Consider the following 19,392-nt stretch of genomic DNA (forward strand, 5'->3'; position numbering starts at 1 on the left):
CTTGCAATTTAGCGCTTTTTTATTGTCACAACATTTGCCTTATTCAGGACTATTATAAAGTCGGTTTTCCGATTAGCTGGACTTTGTTTTCTAAAAAGCCTCTGTTTTTCTATGTTTCAATGTCAATCTGTTTTGCAATAGAAGGATGTAAAAAAACATTTCTGATTTTTAAAAGAACTAGATAGTCTACATTATTTCTATAAAACAATAACGGCGAAAAGGATTTCCTTTTCGCCGTTATTGTTTTAAATCTAATTTCGTCTTCCGCCCGTGTCCAATGGTATTGGAGGAGGACCGATCAAAAAGTCGTCATCCGCATTCCTCGTACCTGAGCTGTCACCTTCTATATCCAGAGAATCGCTCCGGCTTGGCTCGTAGTAGGTTGGGCAATTATATTCTTTGTTGATCTTGAAACTCGGTTTCGGGAATGGGCCTGGTTCTATACCAATCGATTTATCCCGGTAAACTTTTTCCAGAAAACTACCTACAATAGGAAGGGCTGTTTTTGCACCTTCTCCAAGATTCGTTGTCCGGAAGTGGATACTGCGATCATCGCCTCCAACCCACGCACCAATAACCAAATCACGCGTGATACACATAAACCAGCCATCCGAATTATTTGAAGTGGTTCCTGTTTTACCGCCGATCTCATTATTATTTTTAGCAACATCGTATCTCCATCTTATAGAACTCGAAGTTCCTCCCGATTCTTCGACACCGCCTTTAAGCATGTGAACCATCAAAAAGGCAGATTCTTCACTAATCGCACGGCGGGATTCTGAGACAAATTCCTCAATAATCTTACCATTACGGTCTTCAATTTTGGTGACCAGAATGGGCTGAGTATAGTTTCCGTTATTGACAAATACGCTGTAAGCCGCTACCATATCATACAAGGAAACGTCAAACGGGCCCAGACCAATAGATGGAACAGGTTTTAAGGGCGTGGTTATCCCCATTTTCTTAGCATAGCGAACAACGTCCGCAGCACCAACGTCTTCCGTTAATTGTGCTGTAACTGAATTGACAGACTGTGCCAGAGCGCGACGAAGCGTCATATTGGAATAGGTAAAATAACCAGTAGAGTTTCTCGGTTTCCATTCTTTTTCAACACCATCTTCCATATATGTTTTTTGGAAAGGTTTGTCCTCAATCTGATCACACGGTGTCATATTGAAACTGGAATCATCGATTGCCGTGGTGTAAACAAACGGTTTAAATGTTGACCCAGGTTGGCGACGGCCCTGTTTTACGTGGTCATATTTAAAGAAATTGTAATCCAGTCCGCCAACCCATGCTTTAATTTGTCCGTTATGCGGATCCATAGCCATCATCCCCGCACGTAAAATACGTTTGTAATAATCAAGTGAATCCATCGAACTCCAGTATTTTTTAATCTGGCCGCTCGTTTTCCAATCATAGACAGTCATCGTGTCTTTTTTAGCCAGATAGTAAGAAACGCTATCCGGATTATTCGGAAATTTCGCCGTCAAGGATTTGTAACGGCTTGTTCTTTTTACGACCGTTTCCAGAAAATTCGGAATTTCTTTGCCTGTCTCATCAATCCATGGATTTTGTTTTCCCCAATGGTCTTCAAAAACACGTTGTAATTGTTTCATACGCTGGGTCATTGCTTCCTCTGCCTTTTCCTGCATACGGGAATCAATGGTCGTATAAATTTTCAAACCGTCCGTATACAGATCGTAGCCATTCTCATCACCCCATTTTTTTACATAATCTACCACCGCATTTTTGAAATAATTGGCATTCCCGTCGTACGGCGTTTCGAACTTAGTTTTCAATTCTATTGGCAACGCACTGATCGAGTCCGCTTGTTTGGCAGTAAGATAGCCATATTTCGCCATCTGGCTGATAACCACATTGCGTCGCTCTGTGGAGCGTTTAATATTTCTTACAGGGTTATAGGTTGTTGTCGCTTTTTGTAAACCAACCAAAACCGCTGCTTCCTGCACATTCAAACTATCCGGCGTTTTGCTGAAATAAGATTTGGCCGCAGTATTGATACCAAAAGTATTGTTACCAAAATCGACGGTATTGAAATACATGGTAAGAATTTCCTGTTTGGTAAAATTTCTTTCCAGTTTAATTGCCGTCAACCATTCCTTCGTTTTATAAATTAAAGTGCTCAGTCCCGGTATTGATCCCAACAATCCGCGCGCATCTCTTTTTCTGGTTTTGAAAAGTTTTTTCGCAAGCTGTTGCGTTACCGTACTTCCACCTCCACGATCCGTCTCACCACTTGCAATCCCAACAGCTACACCCGCCATGGCACGGTAGTCAATTCCTGAGTGCTCATAGAAACGAACGTCTTCAGTGGCGATAAGTGCTTTAACAAGATTTGGCGATATTTTTTCGTAGGGAACAGGTGTTCTGTTTTCTGTATAAAACTTTCCGATCATTAATCCGTCGGAAGTATAAATTTCAGACGACTGGGAAACTTTGGGGTTCTGAAGATCTTCCACACTTGGCATACTTCCCATTAACCAAAGGAAATTGGTTTCTACGCAAAAGATGTAAAAGAAAAATCCTAGAAAACCATATAAAAATAATTTCCAGGTGAACACAACTGGCTTGTAAAAGGCGGAGTTTTTATCCATCCTTTTGTCCCACCAAGCATGGTAAGCTGCCCGTTTTTGGCGAACAGAGTCGAAGTATTGATCCGTTTTTGCTTTACCGACAAAAAAGCCGAAAAGTTTATAGATAATGCTTTTTATAATTGCTTTCAGCTGTGTTCCAATGAATTGAAACATGGCTTTGATTTTATTGTAGAAGGTTTTGATAACTTCCATCAAACGTTAAGGTTCATAAGGGTGTCAAAGATAAGAAAAGCCGGACATATCTTGGTATGTCCGGCTTTATCCGCAGCTAAGGCTATGCCGCTTTGATAAATTTTAGTGCAACGCCATTCATGCAGTAGCGCAGTCCGGTTGGCTTTGGCCCGTCGTTGAAAACGTGGCCCAGATGACCTCCGCATGTCCGGCATACTACTTCGGTGCGGCTCATTCCGTGGCTGTTGTCGACAATTTCTTCCACACTTTGTTCGCCGATCGGAGTGAAGAAACTTGGCCATCCAGATCCTGATTCATATTTTGTTTCAGAGCTGAATAATGGTGTGTCACATGCTGCACATACGTAAGTTCCTTCTTCTTTGTTATCATTTAATGGGCTGGTGAATGGCCTTTCTGTTCCTTTTTCACGCAAAACGAAACATTGCATCCCAGTCAACTCTTTTTGCCACTCTTCTTCTGATTTCGCTATTTCTCTCATTTTTTTAGATTTGAAGTTGAAGCACCGGTTAATTTATAAAAAATAACTGTACTTGCATTAAATGCTGTTAATATTAGAACGAATCGCGTCTACTGAAAATTCGCCTCAACCACGATTTTTCCGCTGGCCAGCATTTATTAGCCAATTCAGGAGGGCGGCGGAACAAACCTGCTGATATGCCAAAATATAAATTAAACGATTTCGGATTGCCAATATTTAGCAGTCCTGTAAGATGGTCAGTACCTAGCCAAAGAGGCCCAGCGCGCATTGCCAGCCCGATGGCAGGAGAGCTATATCTGTTCATGATAGAAACAGGTACCGAAATTTCATACCACTTGTGTTCATAACGTGGCGTTACAGATAACATGGATTCGGCTTTCATTCCCATAGCACCCTGTGGTACCAAATTCTGAACCCATAACGCATTGACATAAACTTTCGGTTGAATGTTGTAATCCACACTTGCCTGAAAAGCCATAGGCAATGTGGAATGGAAATCTGCTGTTTGAGAGCCGGTTACGCCAAAAGCACTGTTAACTGCGTTGAATGCGCCCTCGGAGCCCTGAAGTCTTTGGAAATCATCGTAACGTAAAATACTTCCTGATGTATTAACCTCCTGTTGCAACAGGTAAGTCGGATTGTTAAAATGAACTCTTCCAACATCTGTTAGGGAAACAGCTACCCGATATAAGTATTTATTCTTACTTGCATCATGCATCCGTACGCCTTTTTCAGTGTACGAGTATTTGTTAATATCCGGACGATATTCATAAACTGCTCCAACATCAATTCCCCATCCTCTGCCTGCGGCCATATTCCCTAGTAACCATGAAACATTCGGCCTGAAATTCTGAAAGGCTTCGTCTTTCGTAATTCCGTATTTAACATTGATCTGGTCGCCAACGATTAAATGACGCCGGTTTGCCCAGGCTGGATCAGGTTCAATTGAATAGCTCGAATTTCTCACTTCGGCATTGGCGTTATACAATCCTATAAGTCTCTTGATGGTTATACCAACTTTCAGGAAGTCTGTTTCATTATCTATTACCACTCCACCGACAGTCATTGCCAGTTCTCCCAACGCGTTGACATTAAGTTTTCCGGATTGGTCTGTAAATGTTCCACCTTGTAAACCTGGTTCCCTGGTAGTTTTGCTCAAAAGTCTGGCAAGATTCTCAGTTATTCCCGAACCATTTACATAATACCTGACCCGTGTGGACAATCCCACACCGATCCTATTTTTGAAAAGTCCAAACATGATCGACGGCAATCGTGTATCGCCGCCGGCATTCAGCCACTTATCCCGTCCATTAAGTCGTTCTTTAAGATAGGCTCTGGGGAATAGCACGGCGCCTTTTTCATTTCTATGTTCAGAAGAAACCTGGTTAGTGATCAGACTAAGAAAGGAATATGGTGCATTATACCGAACACCACTGTTTGCAGTGTAAAGTTGTGTTCCAACAACATTGACGTAAACGCTATAACGTGAATCGGCGACAAATGCGGGATTGTGATACAAGGCCTGTGTTCCCGAATAATTGCCCATCGCTATTCCCTGTAGGTGTTGTGAAAAAGCACTATTCGATATTCCCAGTATTATTCCACCAATAAGCAACAAGTTTTTAGACATGTGGTTAAAACGGGAAACCTTGTGTTTCATTATTCCCTCCGCAAAGAAAACATGAAGAGGCCTGACATACAACGATTGTTTATCCAAGGGCAAATAATAATGATGTGTTAATAAACGGGATACATTTTGATGAATAAAATCCATACCCGGAAATCTTATTATCCGTGAAATTTGTATTATTCTTTTTTGTAAGCATTTAAAAATTAAACTATTGACGACTTAAAAGGTTGTATTTTAGAAGAGAAAAAATATGATTTTGCTGATTATCGTGATCGAAACATTTTGCAAATAGAAACATATGCCATATATTGTTCTGTTAATAGTAGAAGTATACTTATTCAAATTTTGTATTGTATGAATTTTTCATTTTCTGGTTACCAAAACGAGGATTTCTTCGATGAGATGTTTACTCCCGATGGACAAATCCGTCCGGGATATGAACACCTAAAAAATAAATTTGAAAACTTAACCAACGAGGACCTCACCAACAGGCAGTTAGCTACTGAGCGTGCATTGCTTTCGATGGGGATAACTTTCAATGTGTATTCGGAAGGTGAAGGAACGGAGCGGATTATGCCGATTGATATCATACCGCGTGTATTGCCGAATGCAGAATGGGAATGGTTGGAAAAAGGATTAAAACAGCGAATTAAAGCGCTGAATATGTTCATTCATGATGTTTATAATGAACAGAATATATTGAACGACGGGGTTGTTCCAAGAGACCTTATTGAATCCAGTAAATGTTTTTTGAAACCCTGCATCGGACTGAATCCTCCCAAAGGGATCTGGTGTCATATTACAGGGACAGATTTAATTAAAGGAGACGACGGGACGTTTATGGTACTCGAAGACAATTTACGTTGTCCGTCAGGAGTTTCTTATATGATCGAAAACAGGGAATTGTCAAAACAAATTTTCCCTGATGTGCTGGCGCGTACCGGTGTGCGTCCTGTATCAGATTATCCGACAAGGCTTTTGCAAATGTTGCAGCATCTTGCAGACCGCCCTAATCCAACCGTTGCGGTTTTGACGCCCGGGATCTATAATTCTGCTTATTTTGAACATTCTTATCTTGCCCAGCAAATGGGTGTGGAGTTGGTAGATGCGCGTGATCTTGTCGTTTCTGACGGTTATGTTAAAATGCGCACAACCAGCGGACTGCAAATTGTTGATGTTATTTACCGTCGTATTGACGATACGTTCCTTGATCCGGAAGCATTTAATCTTGATTCATTAATTGGTATTCCCGGTATTTTTGAGGTTTACAAAAAGGGTCGTGTTGCTTTGGCAAATGCGCCAGGAACAGGTGTTGCGGATGACAAAGTTGTTTATGCTTATGTGCCGCGTATCATTGAATATTACCTGAAAGAGGAAGCGATAATTCCAAATGTAAAAACATATATCTGCCGGGAGCCGGATGATTTCGAATATGTGCTGGCCAACATTCATGATCTTGTAGTAAAAGAAGCGAATGAAGCAGGTGGTTACGGTATGATGATCGGGCCAAAAGCAACAGAGGAAGAACACGAAATTTTCAGACAAAAAATTCGGGATAATCCTCGGAATTACGTTGCCCAGCCAACAATTTCTCTTTCACGGGTACCTTGTATGGTTGATGGACATGCGGAAGGACGCCACGTTGATCTTCGTCCGTATATTTTATATGGTGACGATATTAGTGTTATTCCAGGTGGGCTGACCCGCGTAGCCCTAAGAAAAGGTTCGCTGGTTGTCAATTCTTCGCAAGGCGGCGGAGGTAAGGATACCTGGGTTTTGTACTAAATTTAGAAATAAAAGTTTTAAGTAAAGAATTTCAAAGAAAATAATGCCAGTGTCGGGTTTCCGGGCACTGGCATTAATTTTTTAACGTTGCCATCTTAACAGAACATGTTTCTAACACTCTATCAACTTAAACGGAAACGAAATGCAACGTGAAGTAACTAGCTGGTACAGTCCGTCTCTGAATAAACAAATGGATATTGCCGTGTATGGCCACTATGGATTTGCTTTATTACTAATTCCCACAGCAGCCTCGGATTACCTTGAATATGAGCAGAATGGATTAATAGAGAGTATTGCACCGTACATAAATTCTGGCAAGGTAAAAGTGTATTGCATCAATAGTATCAATGGAGAAAGTTGGTTGAATCCACACATGCATGGTTATGATAAAGCGGTTCGTCATCAGCATTTTAATGACTATGTGATCAGAGAAGTTATACCTTATATTAAAGATACGACGAGTCAGAAAAACGAGATTATAACAGCTGGCGCCTCACTCGGTGCTTTTCATGCTGCCAATTTATTTTTTCGTTATCCCGATTTTATTCACGGTGTAATCGGCATGAGCGGGTGTTATGATCTAAGTGCGTATACAAGTGGTTATTATGATGACAACGTGTATTTTAATTCTCCGATTCATTATCTCTCACAGCTGAAAGCTGAATGGCAATTATCACTATACCGTGAAAGCAGGCATATTCATTTTGTCACGGGATCCGGAGCTTATGAATATCCTGAATGCTCCCGCCAGATTTCTGCTATTTTAAATTCTAAAAATGTTCCTCATGAGCTTGATATCTGGGGAGCAGACATTCCACATGAATGGTCGACTTGGAAGAAAATGTTGCCCTATTATTTGGAAACTCGATTCTAAAAAAATAATTCCGATTTCCGTGCTGCCCAGTAAGTCTGGATATCACCTGGAAATCGGAATTATTTTTTCAATTAATCTATAAGAAGTATTAGGCCCCTTCAAATTGTCTTAAAAAACGGACGTCGTTTTCAGTGAATAATCTTAAATCGCTGATTCCGTAACGTAACATCGTGATACGTTCGATCCCCATACCAAATGCAAATCCTGTAAATTCTTCACTATCAATTCCTGCATTTTCGAGAACGGCCGGATCGACCATACCAGAACCTGCGATTTCTACCCAACCGGTATGTTTGCAAATATTACAACCGACTCCTTTACAAATAAAACAGGTCACATCAATTTCTGCACTTGGTTCTGTAAACGGGAAATATGACGGGCGCAAACGGATCTGAGAATCCTTTCCAAACATTTCCTTTGAGAAATGAAGAAGCGTGTCTTTCAGATCTTTAAAACTTACGTTACGATCGACATACAAACCTTCAACCTGGTGAAATACGCAATGTGCGCGCGCAGAAATTGCTTCATTACGAAATACGCGGCCAGGCATAATTGAGCGGATCGGTGGTTTTTGTCTTTCCATCAAGCGAATCTGCACGTTTGATGTATGTGTTCTTAACAATACGTCATCTTTCACAGCACCTTCTCCTTTTGAAATAAAGAAAGTGTCCTGCATTTCACGCGCAGGGTGATTATCTGCAAAATTTAATGCGCCGAAATTATACCAGTCTGTTTCAATTTCCGGTCCGTAAGAAACATTGAATCCCATCCGTTCGAAAATTTCGATAATCCGACGACGAACAATTGTCAAAGGATGGATGCTTCCCTGAAGATTTGGCGCAACCGGAAGTGTCAGGTCTATCTGGCTTCCTTCATTATTTTCAGTAGCCGTTTCAAGAATCGCAGTAAAATCCTGAAAACGAGTTTGAGCCAGATTTTTTAACGTATTTAATTCCTGACCAACGACGCGGCGGTCTTCTTGTGGAATATTTTTAAGCCCGTCAAACAGTTCGGTAACAACGCCTTTTTTGCTTATATACCGTAAACGAAATGCTTCAAGTTGTTCTTTATTTTCAACCTTGCATAATTCAATTTCTTGGAGTAATTCCTTTACCCGATCAGTAATCATAAATTTTATTGGTTGTAAAGAAACGTAATCAGAATCCAGATTGCTGGCTGCCAACTGCCGTATTCCAGTATTTTCTATTTATTCTAAACCGGCTGTCAAGCGGGTTGGTTCCGGTTGGAAATCTTCTGCAAAGATAGATAAAGTTACGAGGCGTTGCAGGACATTTTTCCAGCTTCGGAAATTTATCCCTGAAAAGAGTCCAAAATAGCCCTTTCGGGTACCAAGTAAAATTACGTGTTTTGGTAAGTTCAGTTACGTCATTTGATGGAGCGGTGCTTTGGTAACCTCTTGTATAACAGAAAATTAGATAAAAATACCCATTTGTGGGTACTTTACTTGTCCAAATATTCCAGTTAAATTTGATTCATAAACAACGTCAGAAAAACCAGCCCCAGCATTATGAAAACATTAGGAACTTTTACTCATCAAACATTATCGGACAACGCCTCCGCCGAAAGGACAGTTAACATTTCTGTTCAGTCTATGGGCAGAACGATTTTTCTCACTCCTGACATTATTACGTTTCTGGAAGGAGAGGGGAATTACACGTTTATCTACACCAATGCAGGTAAGAGATATCTGGTTTCCAAAACTTTAAAATCCCTCGCTGAAATTTTGGCTAACAACTTTATACGCGTTCACAAATCGTACCTGGTTAATTCAAATTTCGTTGTAGAGCGTATGGAAGATGATCGCATGTTGAAAATGTCCTGCGGGAAAGAGGTGATCGTGTCACGGAGAAAAATTAAAGAGATCAGCAACATACTAAATCATACTAACCGTCGCATCAGCGCATAATCCAGCATTCTATTGATAAAAACTTTACTCTATAAATTAGTGGGTTATTCATAAGGACAGCAGCCATCGCAAGATCGATGGCTGCATGTTTTGTTGTGACGCGGCTTACAATAATTTTAGTCCAAGTGTGACCTGCCACGAAGTTATTTTTTGGCGAACCGTTGCATTGCTGCCTTCGATTGGCCGTCCGTTGAGTTTAAAAGTTGCAAGGTCTGTAAACGTTCCTTCTTTCCGGACATCCAGACTAAAGCTTCCCAAATCAAGACCTGCACCAAACTGATATCCTACGACAGCATTAGATAAAGATTTATCCCGGTTTGAAGAATATTGTTTGAAAGCATCGCTGAGTTTCTGATTGTCTCCAACGCGGAAGGAGAATAACGGACCGGCTAAAATACGGATGGGCCCGCCCTTCAAGCCGATCAGGATCGGAACATCGATATTGCTGTATTTAATCTTAACATTCTGCGCTGTTGTTGAGCCGTCAGGAATAATCTGGAATGATCCCCCTTTTGTAGAAACCAGAACTTCGGGTTGCACAAAAATTGTTTTCCCAAAACGCATGTAAACCCCGCCAACCCAGCCGGTCTTGGTATCAAAACTTTGTTTGATATTGTCCTTCACCTCGGAACCGTCATACTTTAAAAATGCATTTCCATTGTCATCGTAACGTGTCGTGAACACATTACCCATTGTCAGTCTTGACAAATTAACCCCTCCCTTCAAACCTATAACAAATCCTTTTGACTGCGCCTGAGCAGAAACTACGGCGGCCAGGAATAAAAGGCTGGTATAAATTGTTGTCTTAATAACGTTCATATTTAAAAATTGTTGATGACGAAAACCGATTGATAACGTCAGGAAATAAAATTCGGTACGTAAACCTACTGTTTTTTGATTTAACGGAAAAAAGGTTTGCATATTTGGCAAATTATAAGAGTGATTTTGTAACCAATCATACGACAACAAACAAAGAAAGAATCCCTATGGCCAAAGCCAAAACAGCATATTTTTGTCAGGAATGCGGATATAATTCTCCCAAGTGGGTGGGCCGGTGTCCTTCCTGCGGCGAGTGGAATACGATGGTGCAGGAAGTGATTGAAAAAGAGGATAAAAAAGCTACCGTCACCTGGAAGTCTGTAAATCTTGCCAGTAAACCCAAGGCGATTGCAGAAATTGAATATGCCAATGAACCGCGAATCGTAACTGACGATGGTGAACTAAATCGGGTTCTTGGTGGAGGGATTGTTAAAGGTTCTCTGGTTTTGATCGGTGGGGAGCCAGGGATTGGTAAGTCAACCTTGATGCTTCAGATCGCATTGACGTTAACCAAGAAAAAAGTTTTATACGTTTCAGGAGAAGAATCGGAGCAGCAGATTAAGATGCGGGCGGAGAGAATGTCTTCGAAAAGCGATAACTGTTTTATTCTTACCGAAACCCATACCGCCAATATTTTCAGGCAAATTGAGGATTTTCAACCTGAGATATTGATTATAGATTCGATTCAAACGATGCACTCGGCCTACATTGAATCAGGAGCGGGAAGTGTTTCGCAGGTGCGGGAATGTACGGCTGAGTTTATGAAGTATGCAAAGGAAACAGGAGTTCCCGTTTTCTTGATTGGGCATATTACCAAAGATGGTTCTCTGGCTGGGCCGAAGGTTTTGGAACATATGGTCGATACGGTCTTGCAATTTGAAGGAGACCGCCATACCACATACCGGATTCTAAGAACTGTCAAAAATCGTTTTGGAAGTACATCTGAGCTAGGGATTTATGAAATGCACGCCGCCGGTTTGAGGCAGGTTAGTAATCCTTCTGAAATTCTTATTTCCCAGCGCGACGAACCAATTAGCGGAATTTCCATTGGATCCATGATGGAAGGAAATCGTCCTCTTTTGATCGAAATTCAATCTTTGGTAAGTGTTTCAACGTATGGAACTCCGCAGCGAAGCGGAACCGGATTTGATGCTAAAAGATTACAAATGCTCCTGGCTGTTTTAGAAAAACGCGGAGGTTTTAGATTAGGTGTTCAGGACGTATTTTTAAATGTAGCCGGCGGATTGCGTGTTGAAGATCCTGCAATTGATCTTTCAGTGGTTGCTTCAATTGTGTCCTCTTATGAAGATTCATTTATAGCACCCTCTGTATGTTTTGCTGCCGAAGTTGGTTTGGGAGGCGAAGTGAGGGCTGTAAACAGAATCGAAAGCAGGATTTCCGAAGCTGCAAAGCTTGGTTTTAAGAAAATTTATATTTCGAAGTATAATGGAAAGGGTTTGGATTTTAAGGATGCTAACATCGAAGTTGTGACGGTAGCTCATTTGGATCAGCTCTTTATGGAATTGTTTTTAAATAAATAAATCTAAAATCTGAAACATTAACAATATTCCAGCGTATACTATTTATGGAGTGTGAAGAGCGTTTATGAGTATCAAGTCGACTACAATTTTTTATAGAGAAAATTGTATTTTAATAAATTTCGATTCGTGATTAATTTACATAAAAGTAGAAATAGTTACTCTTGTGGGGCTAAAAGTCGTATATTGCATATGTGTGATTCAGTATACGTATTACTTGTTAACAACAAAATGGACGCAATTATTTTTAGTAGAGAATTAACGTCCGTTCTTATTTGCAATGTCTAAATGAAAATTAATAGCTGGTAACAGCAAACAAATTTTTGTCTAAACTCAACTCATTGGTGGTTTGAAGTTTCATGCACTGGTGTTAAATAAATTAATCTAAAGTATGGTTTCAATTATAATGCCTTGTTACAATTCACAAAAGTATATTTCGGCTAGTATCGAGTCTGTGTTAGCACAAACGATGGCAGAATGGGAACTTATAATTGTTAACGATGCATCAACAGATGGAACCGAAGAGATAATTGATCATTACTCCGAGCGCGATTCACGAATTAAAGTTTTTCACTTAAAGAAGAATAGCAGTGCTGCTGGTGCAAGAAACATTGGGATTGATAATGCGAAATATTCACATATTGCCTTCCTAGATAGCGATGATCTTTGGCTTCCCGAAAAGTTAAGAAAACAGGTTTCTACAATGGAGGAAAAGAATATGATGTTCTCATTCAGCTCGTATTATGTAATTAATAACGATGGTAAAGTGATGGAATTTCGTAAAGCACCTAATTTTATTACATACGAAAAACTATTGAATCATGGGAACGAGATTGGCTGCCTGACGGTAATGTACAATCGGGAGATGTTTAAAAATTATCGATTTAATGAAAAAATTCGTATTCATGAAGACTATAAAATGTGGCTGGATATGTTTGAAAATATAGATAGAGCCTATGCCATTGAGGAGCCGTTGGCTTTTTACCGTGTTCATGCAGGATCAAAGAATCTTAATAAAATCAGATCGTTTAAGTGGAACTGGCTTTTATGGCGGACATATCAGAAGCAAAGCATACTCTCTTCACTAATGATTTCGTTCAGATGGATAAGTAATAAAATTTTTCAGAAACTTACTGCGAAGAATTTCAATACTTCGAATAATAGTCCATTAACCTATCCGTCAGTCGATCAAAAATCGGTTTACTAAACTCTGCGAATAGCTGTTGAGCATCAGGAGGAAGTAATTCCTGACTTTTACACATTCTTATTTGAAAAGGCGATAGCGCACGCTCGTCGCCATTGAAGCTTGCCCATTCGCAAACCCAATCATATTCCCCGCTGAATTTCTCCTGATTAATCTGTCGCTTTGTGTTAAAATCTACTACACGCATATCAAGCAATCCACTGGAATGTATTGTTTTTCGGGTCTTTGTAAGTTTTGCACTTACCTTATCGTAAAAAGTAATTTTATTTCTATTAACGACTTTTTCACCAATTTTCACACTGTCTTTGCTAACCACCGTTTCCGTATTTTTTTCAATCAACGTTTGTCCCACAACAAAATCATCGAATTGAAGGGTAATAACATGATCTGGTGTCAGTTTGTTATTGGTGGCTTCGTCAGGTGTATAAAACCGGACAAATTTGTTTAGTCTATGGTTGTCTTTCAAAAAGTCATCTATGCGATCCTGAAAATTGGCGTTGCTTAGCTGGTAAGCTTTGGAAGTAACCGCAACCTGCTCTACTACAACCTTGAAAGAGGCAATGCTGTAAGAAGTTTCCAGCCGTTTTTCAATATCATTATAATTGGGATTCAGTTCCTGCACTCTTTCAAAATGCTCATAGGCAATTCTGGCAGCAGAACGTTCACCCTTTGCTAATAATTTGGCTCCTTCCGAATAATGTACTTCTACCAATTTTTGACGCGAATTTCTTTCTTCTTCAAAATAATTTTTTGCGCTTACCAAATACACGCAGGGAGCACATAAATTTACTGCATTATATAATTTATTCAGCTTTTGGTATGAGGACAATAATAGCTCCCATTTTGGCAATTCTGGTTCAGAATCATTTTTAGAAATGTCATCTAAATGTTGAGCTACCGCGCTTGGGAAAGCCTGTTTGAGAATTTCCATGGAAGCGCTGTGCGCAGGGTTACTTTTTAACTTATCAGCAGCTCGAAAAACGGAGTCATCGTAATCACCTCGTTTGAGAGATTTTTTTGCGGAATGACATCCGCTGACCACTGCAAAAAAAGCAAGAAGAATACATAGAGAGGAAAGCTTATTCATAAAAGGGTATGCAAATTGGCTATAAATTCGCACACCAAATTTCAGTAAAAATTATCTCATTTTCGAATGCTTCACTAAATAGGCCATCAAAACCGGATCAAACCCTTTTGCAATATCAGCTTCTATAAAGTCAATTTTATACTGACCGCATTTTAACTTCAATTTTTGATAAAAATCACCGACAAATTTTTGATACGATTCTCTGACCTGATCAGGTTGTACCTTAATTTTTTCCCCGGATTCCAGATCAATAAATTCATAAGGACGGTTTTCAAAATCAAATGATTCTTCCGTTTTTTTATCGGTAACATGAAAAAGAAGTACCTCATGTAAATTGTGCCTTAAATGCTGTAAAGCAGAAAATATCAGATCAGCTTCTTCAATGTTGTCAAACATATCGCTGAAAATGACGACGAGGGAACGTTTGTGAATTTTTTCGGCCAATTGGTGGAGAACCGTGGCAACAGAAGTTTTTTGTAAGGGTCGTGTTTTTTGTAAAAGTCCGTTTAATTCCTGCATGATCTTATGCACATGCGAAGGAGTCGACTTCACTGCCGTCTGTATTTCAATTACATCTGAAAATGTACACAGGCTTACGGCGTCTTTTTGTCTTTGTAATAAATAGGTCAGACTTGCAGCGGCCATCAGGCTAAAAGTCATTTTGCCGTAGTTTTCTTCCGGATAATACATGGAAGAGGAAGTGTCAAGAAGAATATGGCAGCGAAGATTTGTTTCTTCTTCGTAACGTTTGACATACAACCTGTCAGATTTGGCAAAAACTTTCCAGTCAATATTTCTGGTTGATTCGCCGGTGTTATACAACTGATGTTCAGCAAATTCCACAGAAAAACCATGGAAGGGAGATTTGTGAAGTCCGGTAATGAAACCTTCAACCAACTGCTTGGCCAGAAATTCCAGGTTGCCAAACTCTCTAATTTTTGCTAAATCCAGTTGCCTGTTATTCATACAATAAAAAACGAATTAATCTTTTGTACGCATGGAGATAATCTTACCTGCTTTATGATCAACTTCTTCATTGGAATCCAGCATAACCATTCCTTCCATACCAACAATCCGCATAGAAACGCTGGCAACACCACTGGAAATGATTCCTATTAAGCGCGCAGCTTCTTTACTAATATCAACCATCCTGTTTTTGGAATAAGGGCCGCGATCGTTTACCCGCACTATAACTCTCTGATTTGTAGCTGGATTTGTGATTTCCAACATCGTATTAATCGGTAATGTGCGGTGCGCGGCGGAGAGTTCGGTACTATTGTGAATCTCTCCTGATGAGGTTTTTCGCCCGTGAAAGCGTGATGAATAGAATGAAGCGCGACCAACTTCAGTTTTGCCAAGGCTTATCTGTGCTTCTGCATCAGGGAGTGCCGCCAGGGACAAAAATAATAGAATCAGAATCCGAGGATAAGTCATATCTGAGCGTTTAGGTGGAACATAAACAAGGCTCAGAGAGCCTTATCTTTTACCATAATAGCGAGGCAGCTTTGAGCCGCAATCCTGCATATTATTCAAATGTAACGGAATAACCGTAGAAAAGCTTGTGTTGTGTTGATAAAGTGCAACAGAAATCCTAAAAGTTTTAATTTTTCATGGCAAGGTTATTGCTAATATGTGCCCGTTTTTTTGTTCGCAGCAATAAACTTTCTATTTTAGCGTTTGCAAACCTATTAAAACTAAACATAGTGGAAGACAGAGAGCAAATCTACTCCAAAAGGGTCAGGGCGGGAAAACGGACTTACTTCTTCGATGTTCGCTCTACGCGATCCAACGACTATTACCTAACCATTACTGAAAGTCGCCGTCATCCTCAGGGAGAAGGCTTTACGTATGAGAAACATAAGATGTTTTTGTACAAAGAGGACTTTGATAAGTTTGTAGAGGCTTTGAAGGATGCGGTAGATCACGTGAAAACGGAATTGATGCCAGAAGTTGATTTTTCTCAGTATGAGGCCAAAGCGGATGAAGTAGACGCAATCGGCGAGTCAGATTTGAAGTGGGAATAAAAAAAACTTTACTTTTTTAGAAGAGCCTTCGCAAATCATTGACGAAGGCTTTTAGTTTTTCTGTCAGGTAATTGGTAATTTTGCATGAAATTATCAAGGCTTGCTATTTAAGTATGGCCATTTACCATTTTAATATGATGAGCGTAATGGCTTAAAGGCCTTCTCATCTCATTCGTCTTAGTTTTTATGAGCCTTCAATGTGGAATTGTTGGATTACCGAACGTTGGGAAATCCACTTTATTTAATGCTATTTCTACCGGTAAAGCCGAAGCAGCCAACTATCCTTTCTGTACTATCGAACCAAATGTCGGCGTTGTAACGGTGCCGGATGAACGAATTGATGTATTGATCGGATTGGTTAAACCTCAAAAAGTGATACCAACAATCATGGAATTTGTTGATATCGCCGGATTGGTAAAAGGCGCAAGTCAGGGAGCTGGTTTGGGAAATAAATTTCTTGCCAACATCCGTGAAGTTGATGCTATCGTTCACGTGGTTCGTTGTTTTCAGGATGAAAACGTTGTTCACGTTGAAGGAAAGGTGGATCCTGTTTTTGATAAAGAAATCATCGATATCGAATTGCAGTTGAAAGATCTTGAATCGATCGAGAAAAAAATTCAGAAAACTGAAAAAGGTGCAAGAGCGGGTGACGCAAAGGCAAAGGCTGAGCTTGAACTTTTAAAAAAATATAAAGAAACACTGGAAGCCGGTAAAAATGCGCGCAGTCTTGTTGTTTCTGATGCAGATTTGAAAGAAGCTGCCGTTGGTGATTTGAAATTGCTTACCGACAAGCCCGTGCTTTACGTTGCAAACGTGGATGAAGATTCGATGCTTTCGGGTAATGAATATTCTGAAAAATTGAGAGAAGCCGTTGCGCATGAAGGTGCGGATGTGATTATTCTCTGTGCTGCTATCGAATCTCAAATTTCAGAAATCGAAGATGAAGAGGAGCACGAAATGTTCCTTGGAGAATATGGTTTAAAAGAGTCGGGACTTAGTAAATTGATCAAAGCATCTTATGCGCTTTTAAATCTGATTACTTATTTTACTGCTGGTGTGAAAGAAGTGCGTGCCTGGACAATCGTGAAAGGCTGGAAGGCGCCACAAGCTGCCGGTGTAATTCACAGTGATTTTGAAAAAGGATTTATTCGTGCCGAGGTTATTAAACTAGCTGATTATGAGCTGTATAAATCTGAGGCTGGCGTGAAAGAAGTTGGTAAAATGGCAGTGGAAGGAAAAGAATATGTTGTGGCGGACGGTGATATTATGCACTTCCGGTTCAACGTTTAGTTGATATTAAAAAATAAAAAGATCGGGCAGTGTTTCTTAGAAATGCTGCCCGATCTTTTTATTTTGGACCAATTTTATTCGAAAATATTTGATTCATCTTTATGTATCATAGCACGAAATGTATTCGACATATAAATAATGTTATCAATCTGATTTTGTGCTTTGCTTAAAATATGAACACTTAATCCATCATTGATGAGCTTTCCGAACAATTGATAAAGTATGATCAAATCTTCAACATTAACTGAAAAATCTCTCACAATATACATTTGAAACCCCCTGTCTTCTTTCTCAGAAAAATATAAGACCAAGTGAAAATCATTGTCATTGTAAAATGATATTACATGATTCTCCTCAAATTTAACAGGCATTTCCCGGTGATCTACCAGGCAATCAATTATTTCAACTTCATTTTTTGTTAGAAATAGATTAGGGGTTAATGCCCAATCTGACGTAAATTCTTTCATACGTTCAGTTTAGTTAAGTTATCTGGCTGGATTACTGCTTCAATATAAAACTATTTCTACAATAATCGAGCCAACTTATCTTCTTCTATTCCATTCTATTGTTTTATATCCCACCAAAAGATCAGAGCGGCTTGTGGGCGGACGGTGATAAATAAGGATGTCGTAATCATTTTCTGTTGTTCCATAGTTCCCTTCAACGTAGCCATCGTCGACCTTCGGAGGATTTCCTTTAACCACTGTATACTCATAATTAATCACACCCTGTTTGATCAAAATATCTGCCTGATAAGCCTGAGTATCCTGATTGTATTCCATTCGGTTGCGGTCATTGAGCTGCCATAAATTGAAAGCACCATTAACATAAATAGTAGCATCAGGATCTTCAGGAATTTTTAATGTAAAAAGTACAGGCGTATAATCCGCCTCGACACTTCCACGCCCTGATTCTTTTTGATCAACAATATACTGGCCATTTAAATCCTCAATTTGAATGTAACCGTTATCAGCTCGCGACCTGTCTGGTGTGATAGTCAAGCTGGTGTTTTCGCCGGAACGCTCCAAGGCATAAACGCCATAACCTCGTCCTGATAAAGTTCGGCTGTCAAAATATCGAAATTCATTTCCACCCGGAAAAGTATTTTCCAGATCGAAAAAAGTGTATTCCAATATCGAATCAAATGGCCTCACATTGGTTGGTTTAAAACCTGATTTGGCCTGATCAAAACGTAAATTTTTACGGAGAACTACTTTAAGATCCTGTTGGGGCGCAATCAGATTGTAACCTTTGTAATCTATACTAAAATCAATCTGCTGATCCGTGAATTGTTGCGTCACTCCCTGCGAAAAACGTGCCTCGGCTGTGATAGCAACCTTTGCTTCGTAAATCATAAATCTTCTGGTCAGCAGCGTTTTTCTTCCTCTGTCCGATGAAACGACTAGGACATAATTTCCGGATAATTTCAATTTAGGTACTTCGAAACGATAATGCGTATAGGCGACCTTGGTACTGAATGATTGCTCGTAATTGGTCAGAGGATAATCGTTATACTCGTAAGTAAATTCGATATCGTTGAGGTTTGATTTGGTCCAATCAGCGTTGCAATGAATTATTTTAGCACGAAGTCCGGTCATACTGGTAGTCATATCATCAAATTCCAGGACCAACGGAAAGCTGTTCTGAATAGGAATAATTGGTGGGGATATCAACCGTGTTGGGTTTTCTCTATCTTCGGTCCCAGGATAAAGTAATACTGTTTTAATTTCATCTGTGTAGATATAATCTTCCAGACGAACATCAGAACTTTGAGCCTGAGCTTGTAAAAATGAAAAAATGAAAAGTGTAAAAAGTATATAACGCATAAAACGGTTTGAGACAAAAATGTAACTTTTAAACAAAGACAACGTATTAAGGACAACGATGTTTTTTGACATAATTAACTATTTTTGTTGTAGAACCGAA

The 19,392-nt window shown here is 39.7% G+C and carries 17 protein-coding genes; 7 read left to right on the top strand and 10 right to left on the bottom strand.

Features of this window, described 5'->3' with window-relative positions:
- Nucleotides 1–251: 251 nt before the first annotated feature.
- The 3 genes from L0657_RS02240 to L0657_RS02250 all read right to left on the bottom strand — a co-directional run bounded on the left by L0657_RS02240 (nt 252) and on the right by L0657_RS02250 (nt 4,918).
- Complete coding sequence (locus L0657_RS02240) at nt 252–2,771, bottom strand: penicillin-binding protein 1A (protein WP_235148770.1); 2,520 nt, start codon at nt 2,769–2,771, stop codon at nt 252–254.
- 121 nt (nt 2,772–2,892) lie between these two features.
- On the bottom strand, nt 2,893–3,288 hold the full coding sequence (gene msrB / locus L0657_RS02245) for a peptide-methionine (R)-S-oxide reductase MsrB (protein WP_310588254.1): 396 nt from the start codon (nt 3,286–3,288) through the stop codon (nt 2,893–2,895).
- Between the two features lie 73 nt (nt 3,289–3,361).
- Nucleotides 3,362–4,918 carry a DUF5723 family protein gene (locus tag L0657_RS02250; protein ID WP_235148771.1) on the bottom strand — a complete coding sequence of 519 codons (1,557 nt, stop codon included), beginning with the start codon at nt 4,916–4,918 and terminating at the stop codon, nt 3,362–3,364.
- Between the two features lie 354 nt (nt 4,919–5,272).
- Here L0657_RS02250 and L0657_RS02255 point away from each other — a divergent pair, with 354 nt between their 5' ends.
- Together L0657_RS02255 and L0657_RS02260 are read left to right on the top strand one after the other, a co-directional pair.
- Nucleotides 5,273–6,703 (top strand): circularly permuted type 2 ATP-grasp protein, encoded by a 1,431-nt coding sequence (locus L0657_RS02255; RefSeq protein WP_235148772.1) that lies wholly within the window; start codon nt 5,273–5,275, stop codon nt 6,701–6,703.
- A gap of 142 nt (nt 6,704–6,845) precedes the next feature.
- Nucleotides 6,846–7,577, top strand: coding sequence for an esterase family protein (locus L0657_RS02260; RefSeq protein WP_235148773.1), 732 nt, complete (start codon nt 6,846–6,848; stop codon nt 7,575–7,577).
- An 88-nt stretch (nt 7,578–7,665) separates the two neighbouring features.
- Here L0657_RS02260 and pheS read toward each other — a convergent pair whose 3' ends face one another.
- Nucleotides 7,666–8,706 carry a phenylalanine--tRNA ligase subunit alpha gene (pheS, locus tag L0657_RS02265; protein ID WP_255717729.1) on the bottom strand — a complete coding sequence of 347 codons (1,041 nt, stop codon included), beginning with the start codon at nt 8,704–8,706 and terminating at the stop codon, nt 7,666–7,668.
- A 399-nt stretch (nt 8,707–9,105) separates the two neighbouring features.
- Here pheS and L0657_RS02270 point away from each other — a divergent pair, with 399 nt between their 5' ends.
- On the top strand, nt 9,106–9,504 hold the full coding sequence (locus L0657_RS02270) for a LytTR family DNA-binding domain-containing protein (RefSeq protein ID WP_235148774.1): 399 nt from the start codon (nt 9,106–9,108) through the stop codon (nt 9,502–9,504).
- 105 nt (nt 9,505–9,609) lie between these two features.
- Here L0657_RS02270 and L0657_RS02275 read toward each other — a convergent pair whose 3' ends face one another.
- Nucleotides 9,610–10,323, bottom strand: coding sequence for a porin family protein (locus tag L0657_RS02275; protein WP_235148775.1), 714 nt, complete (start codon nt 10,321–10,323; stop codon nt 9,610–9,612).
- A 167-nt stretch (nt 10,324–10,490) separates the two neighbouring features.
- Between L0657_RS02275 and radA the strand changes: the two genes are divergently transcribed.
- Together radA and L0657_RS02285 are read left to right on the top strand one after the other, a co-directional pair.
- Nucleotides 10,491–11,864 carry a DNA repair protein RadA gene (gene radA / locus L0657_RS02280; protein WP_235150419.1) on the top strand — a complete coding sequence of 458 codons (1,374 nt, stop codon included), beginning with the start codon at nt 10,491–10,493 and terminating at the stop codon, nt 11,862–11,864.
- 388 nt (nt 11,865–12,252) lie between these two features.
- Nucleotides 12,253–13,068 (top strand): glycosyltransferase family 2 protein, encoded by an 816-nt coding sequence (locus L0657_RS02285; RefSeq protein WP_235148776.1) that lies wholly within the window; start codon nt 12,253–12,255, stop codon nt 13,066–13,068.
- On the opposite strand, the gene L0657_RS02290 is transcribed toward L0657_RS02285, so the two are convergent.
- From L0657_RS02290 to L0657_RS02300, 3 genes are read right to left on the bottom strand one after another with little or no spacing between them, the layout of a single operon-like run.
- Nucleotides 13,007–14,152, bottom strand: coding sequence for a hypothetical protein (locus L0657_RS02290; RefSeq protein WP_235148777.1), 1,146 nt, complete (start codon nt 14,150–14,152; stop codon nt 13,007–13,009). The two genes, L0657_RS02285 and L0657_RS02290, sit on opposite strands and share 62 nt — an antisense overlap.
- Before the next feature lie 51 nt (nt 14,153–14,203).
- Entirely contained in the window at nt 14,204–15,118 is a 915-nt protein-coding gene (locus tag L0657_RS02295) for a DUF58 domain-containing protein (RefSeq protein ID WP_235148778.1), read from the bottom strand.
- A 15-nt stretch (nt 15,119–15,133) separates the two neighbouring features.
- Complete coding sequence (locus L0657_RS02300; protein ID WP_235148779.1) at nt 15,134–15,586, bottom strand: septal ring lytic transglycosylase RlpA family protein; 453 nt, start codon at nt 15,584–15,586, stop codon at nt 15,134–15,136.
- Nucleotides 15,587–15,855: 269 nt separating this feature from the next.
- Between L0657_RS02300 and L0657_RS02305 the strand changes: the two genes are divergently transcribed.
- The gene (locus tag L0657_RS02305) at nt 15,856–16,176 is read left to right on the top strand and encodes a DUF3276 family protein (RefSeq protein WP_090335433.1); all 321 of its coding nucleotides are present in this window, start codon (nt 15,856–15,858) and stop codon (nt 16,174–16,176) included.
- Nucleotides 16,177–16,362: 186 nt separating this feature from the next.
- On the top strand, nt 16,363–17,466 hold the full coding sequence (gene ychF / locus L0657_RS02310; protein WP_234648538.1) for a redox-regulated ATPase YchF: 1,104 nt from the start codon (nt 16,363–16,365) through the stop codon (nt 17,464–17,466).
- Nucleotides 17,467–17,540: 74 nt separating this feature from the next.
- Here the strand turns inward: ychF and L0657_RS02315 are convergent, their stop codons facing one another.
- Complete coding sequence (locus L0657_RS02315) at nt 17,541–17,933, bottom strand: hypothetical protein (RefSeq protein WP_235148780.1); 393 nt, start codon at nt 17,931–17,933, stop codon at nt 17,541–17,543.
- Between the two features lie 75 nt (nt 17,934–18,008).
- On the bottom strand, nt 18,009–19,364 hold the full coding sequence (locus L0657_RS02320) for a DUF5103 domain-containing protein (protein WP_235148781.1): 1,356 nt from the start codon (nt 19,362–19,364) through the stop codon (nt 18,009–18,011).
- Between the last annotated feature and the right edge of the window lie 28 nt (nt 19,365–19,392).

It is taken from the genome of Dyadobacter sp. CY345 (assembly GCF_021502725.1).
GTDB lineage: Bacteria > Bacteroidota > Bacteroidia > Cytophagales > Spirosomataceae > Dyadobacter.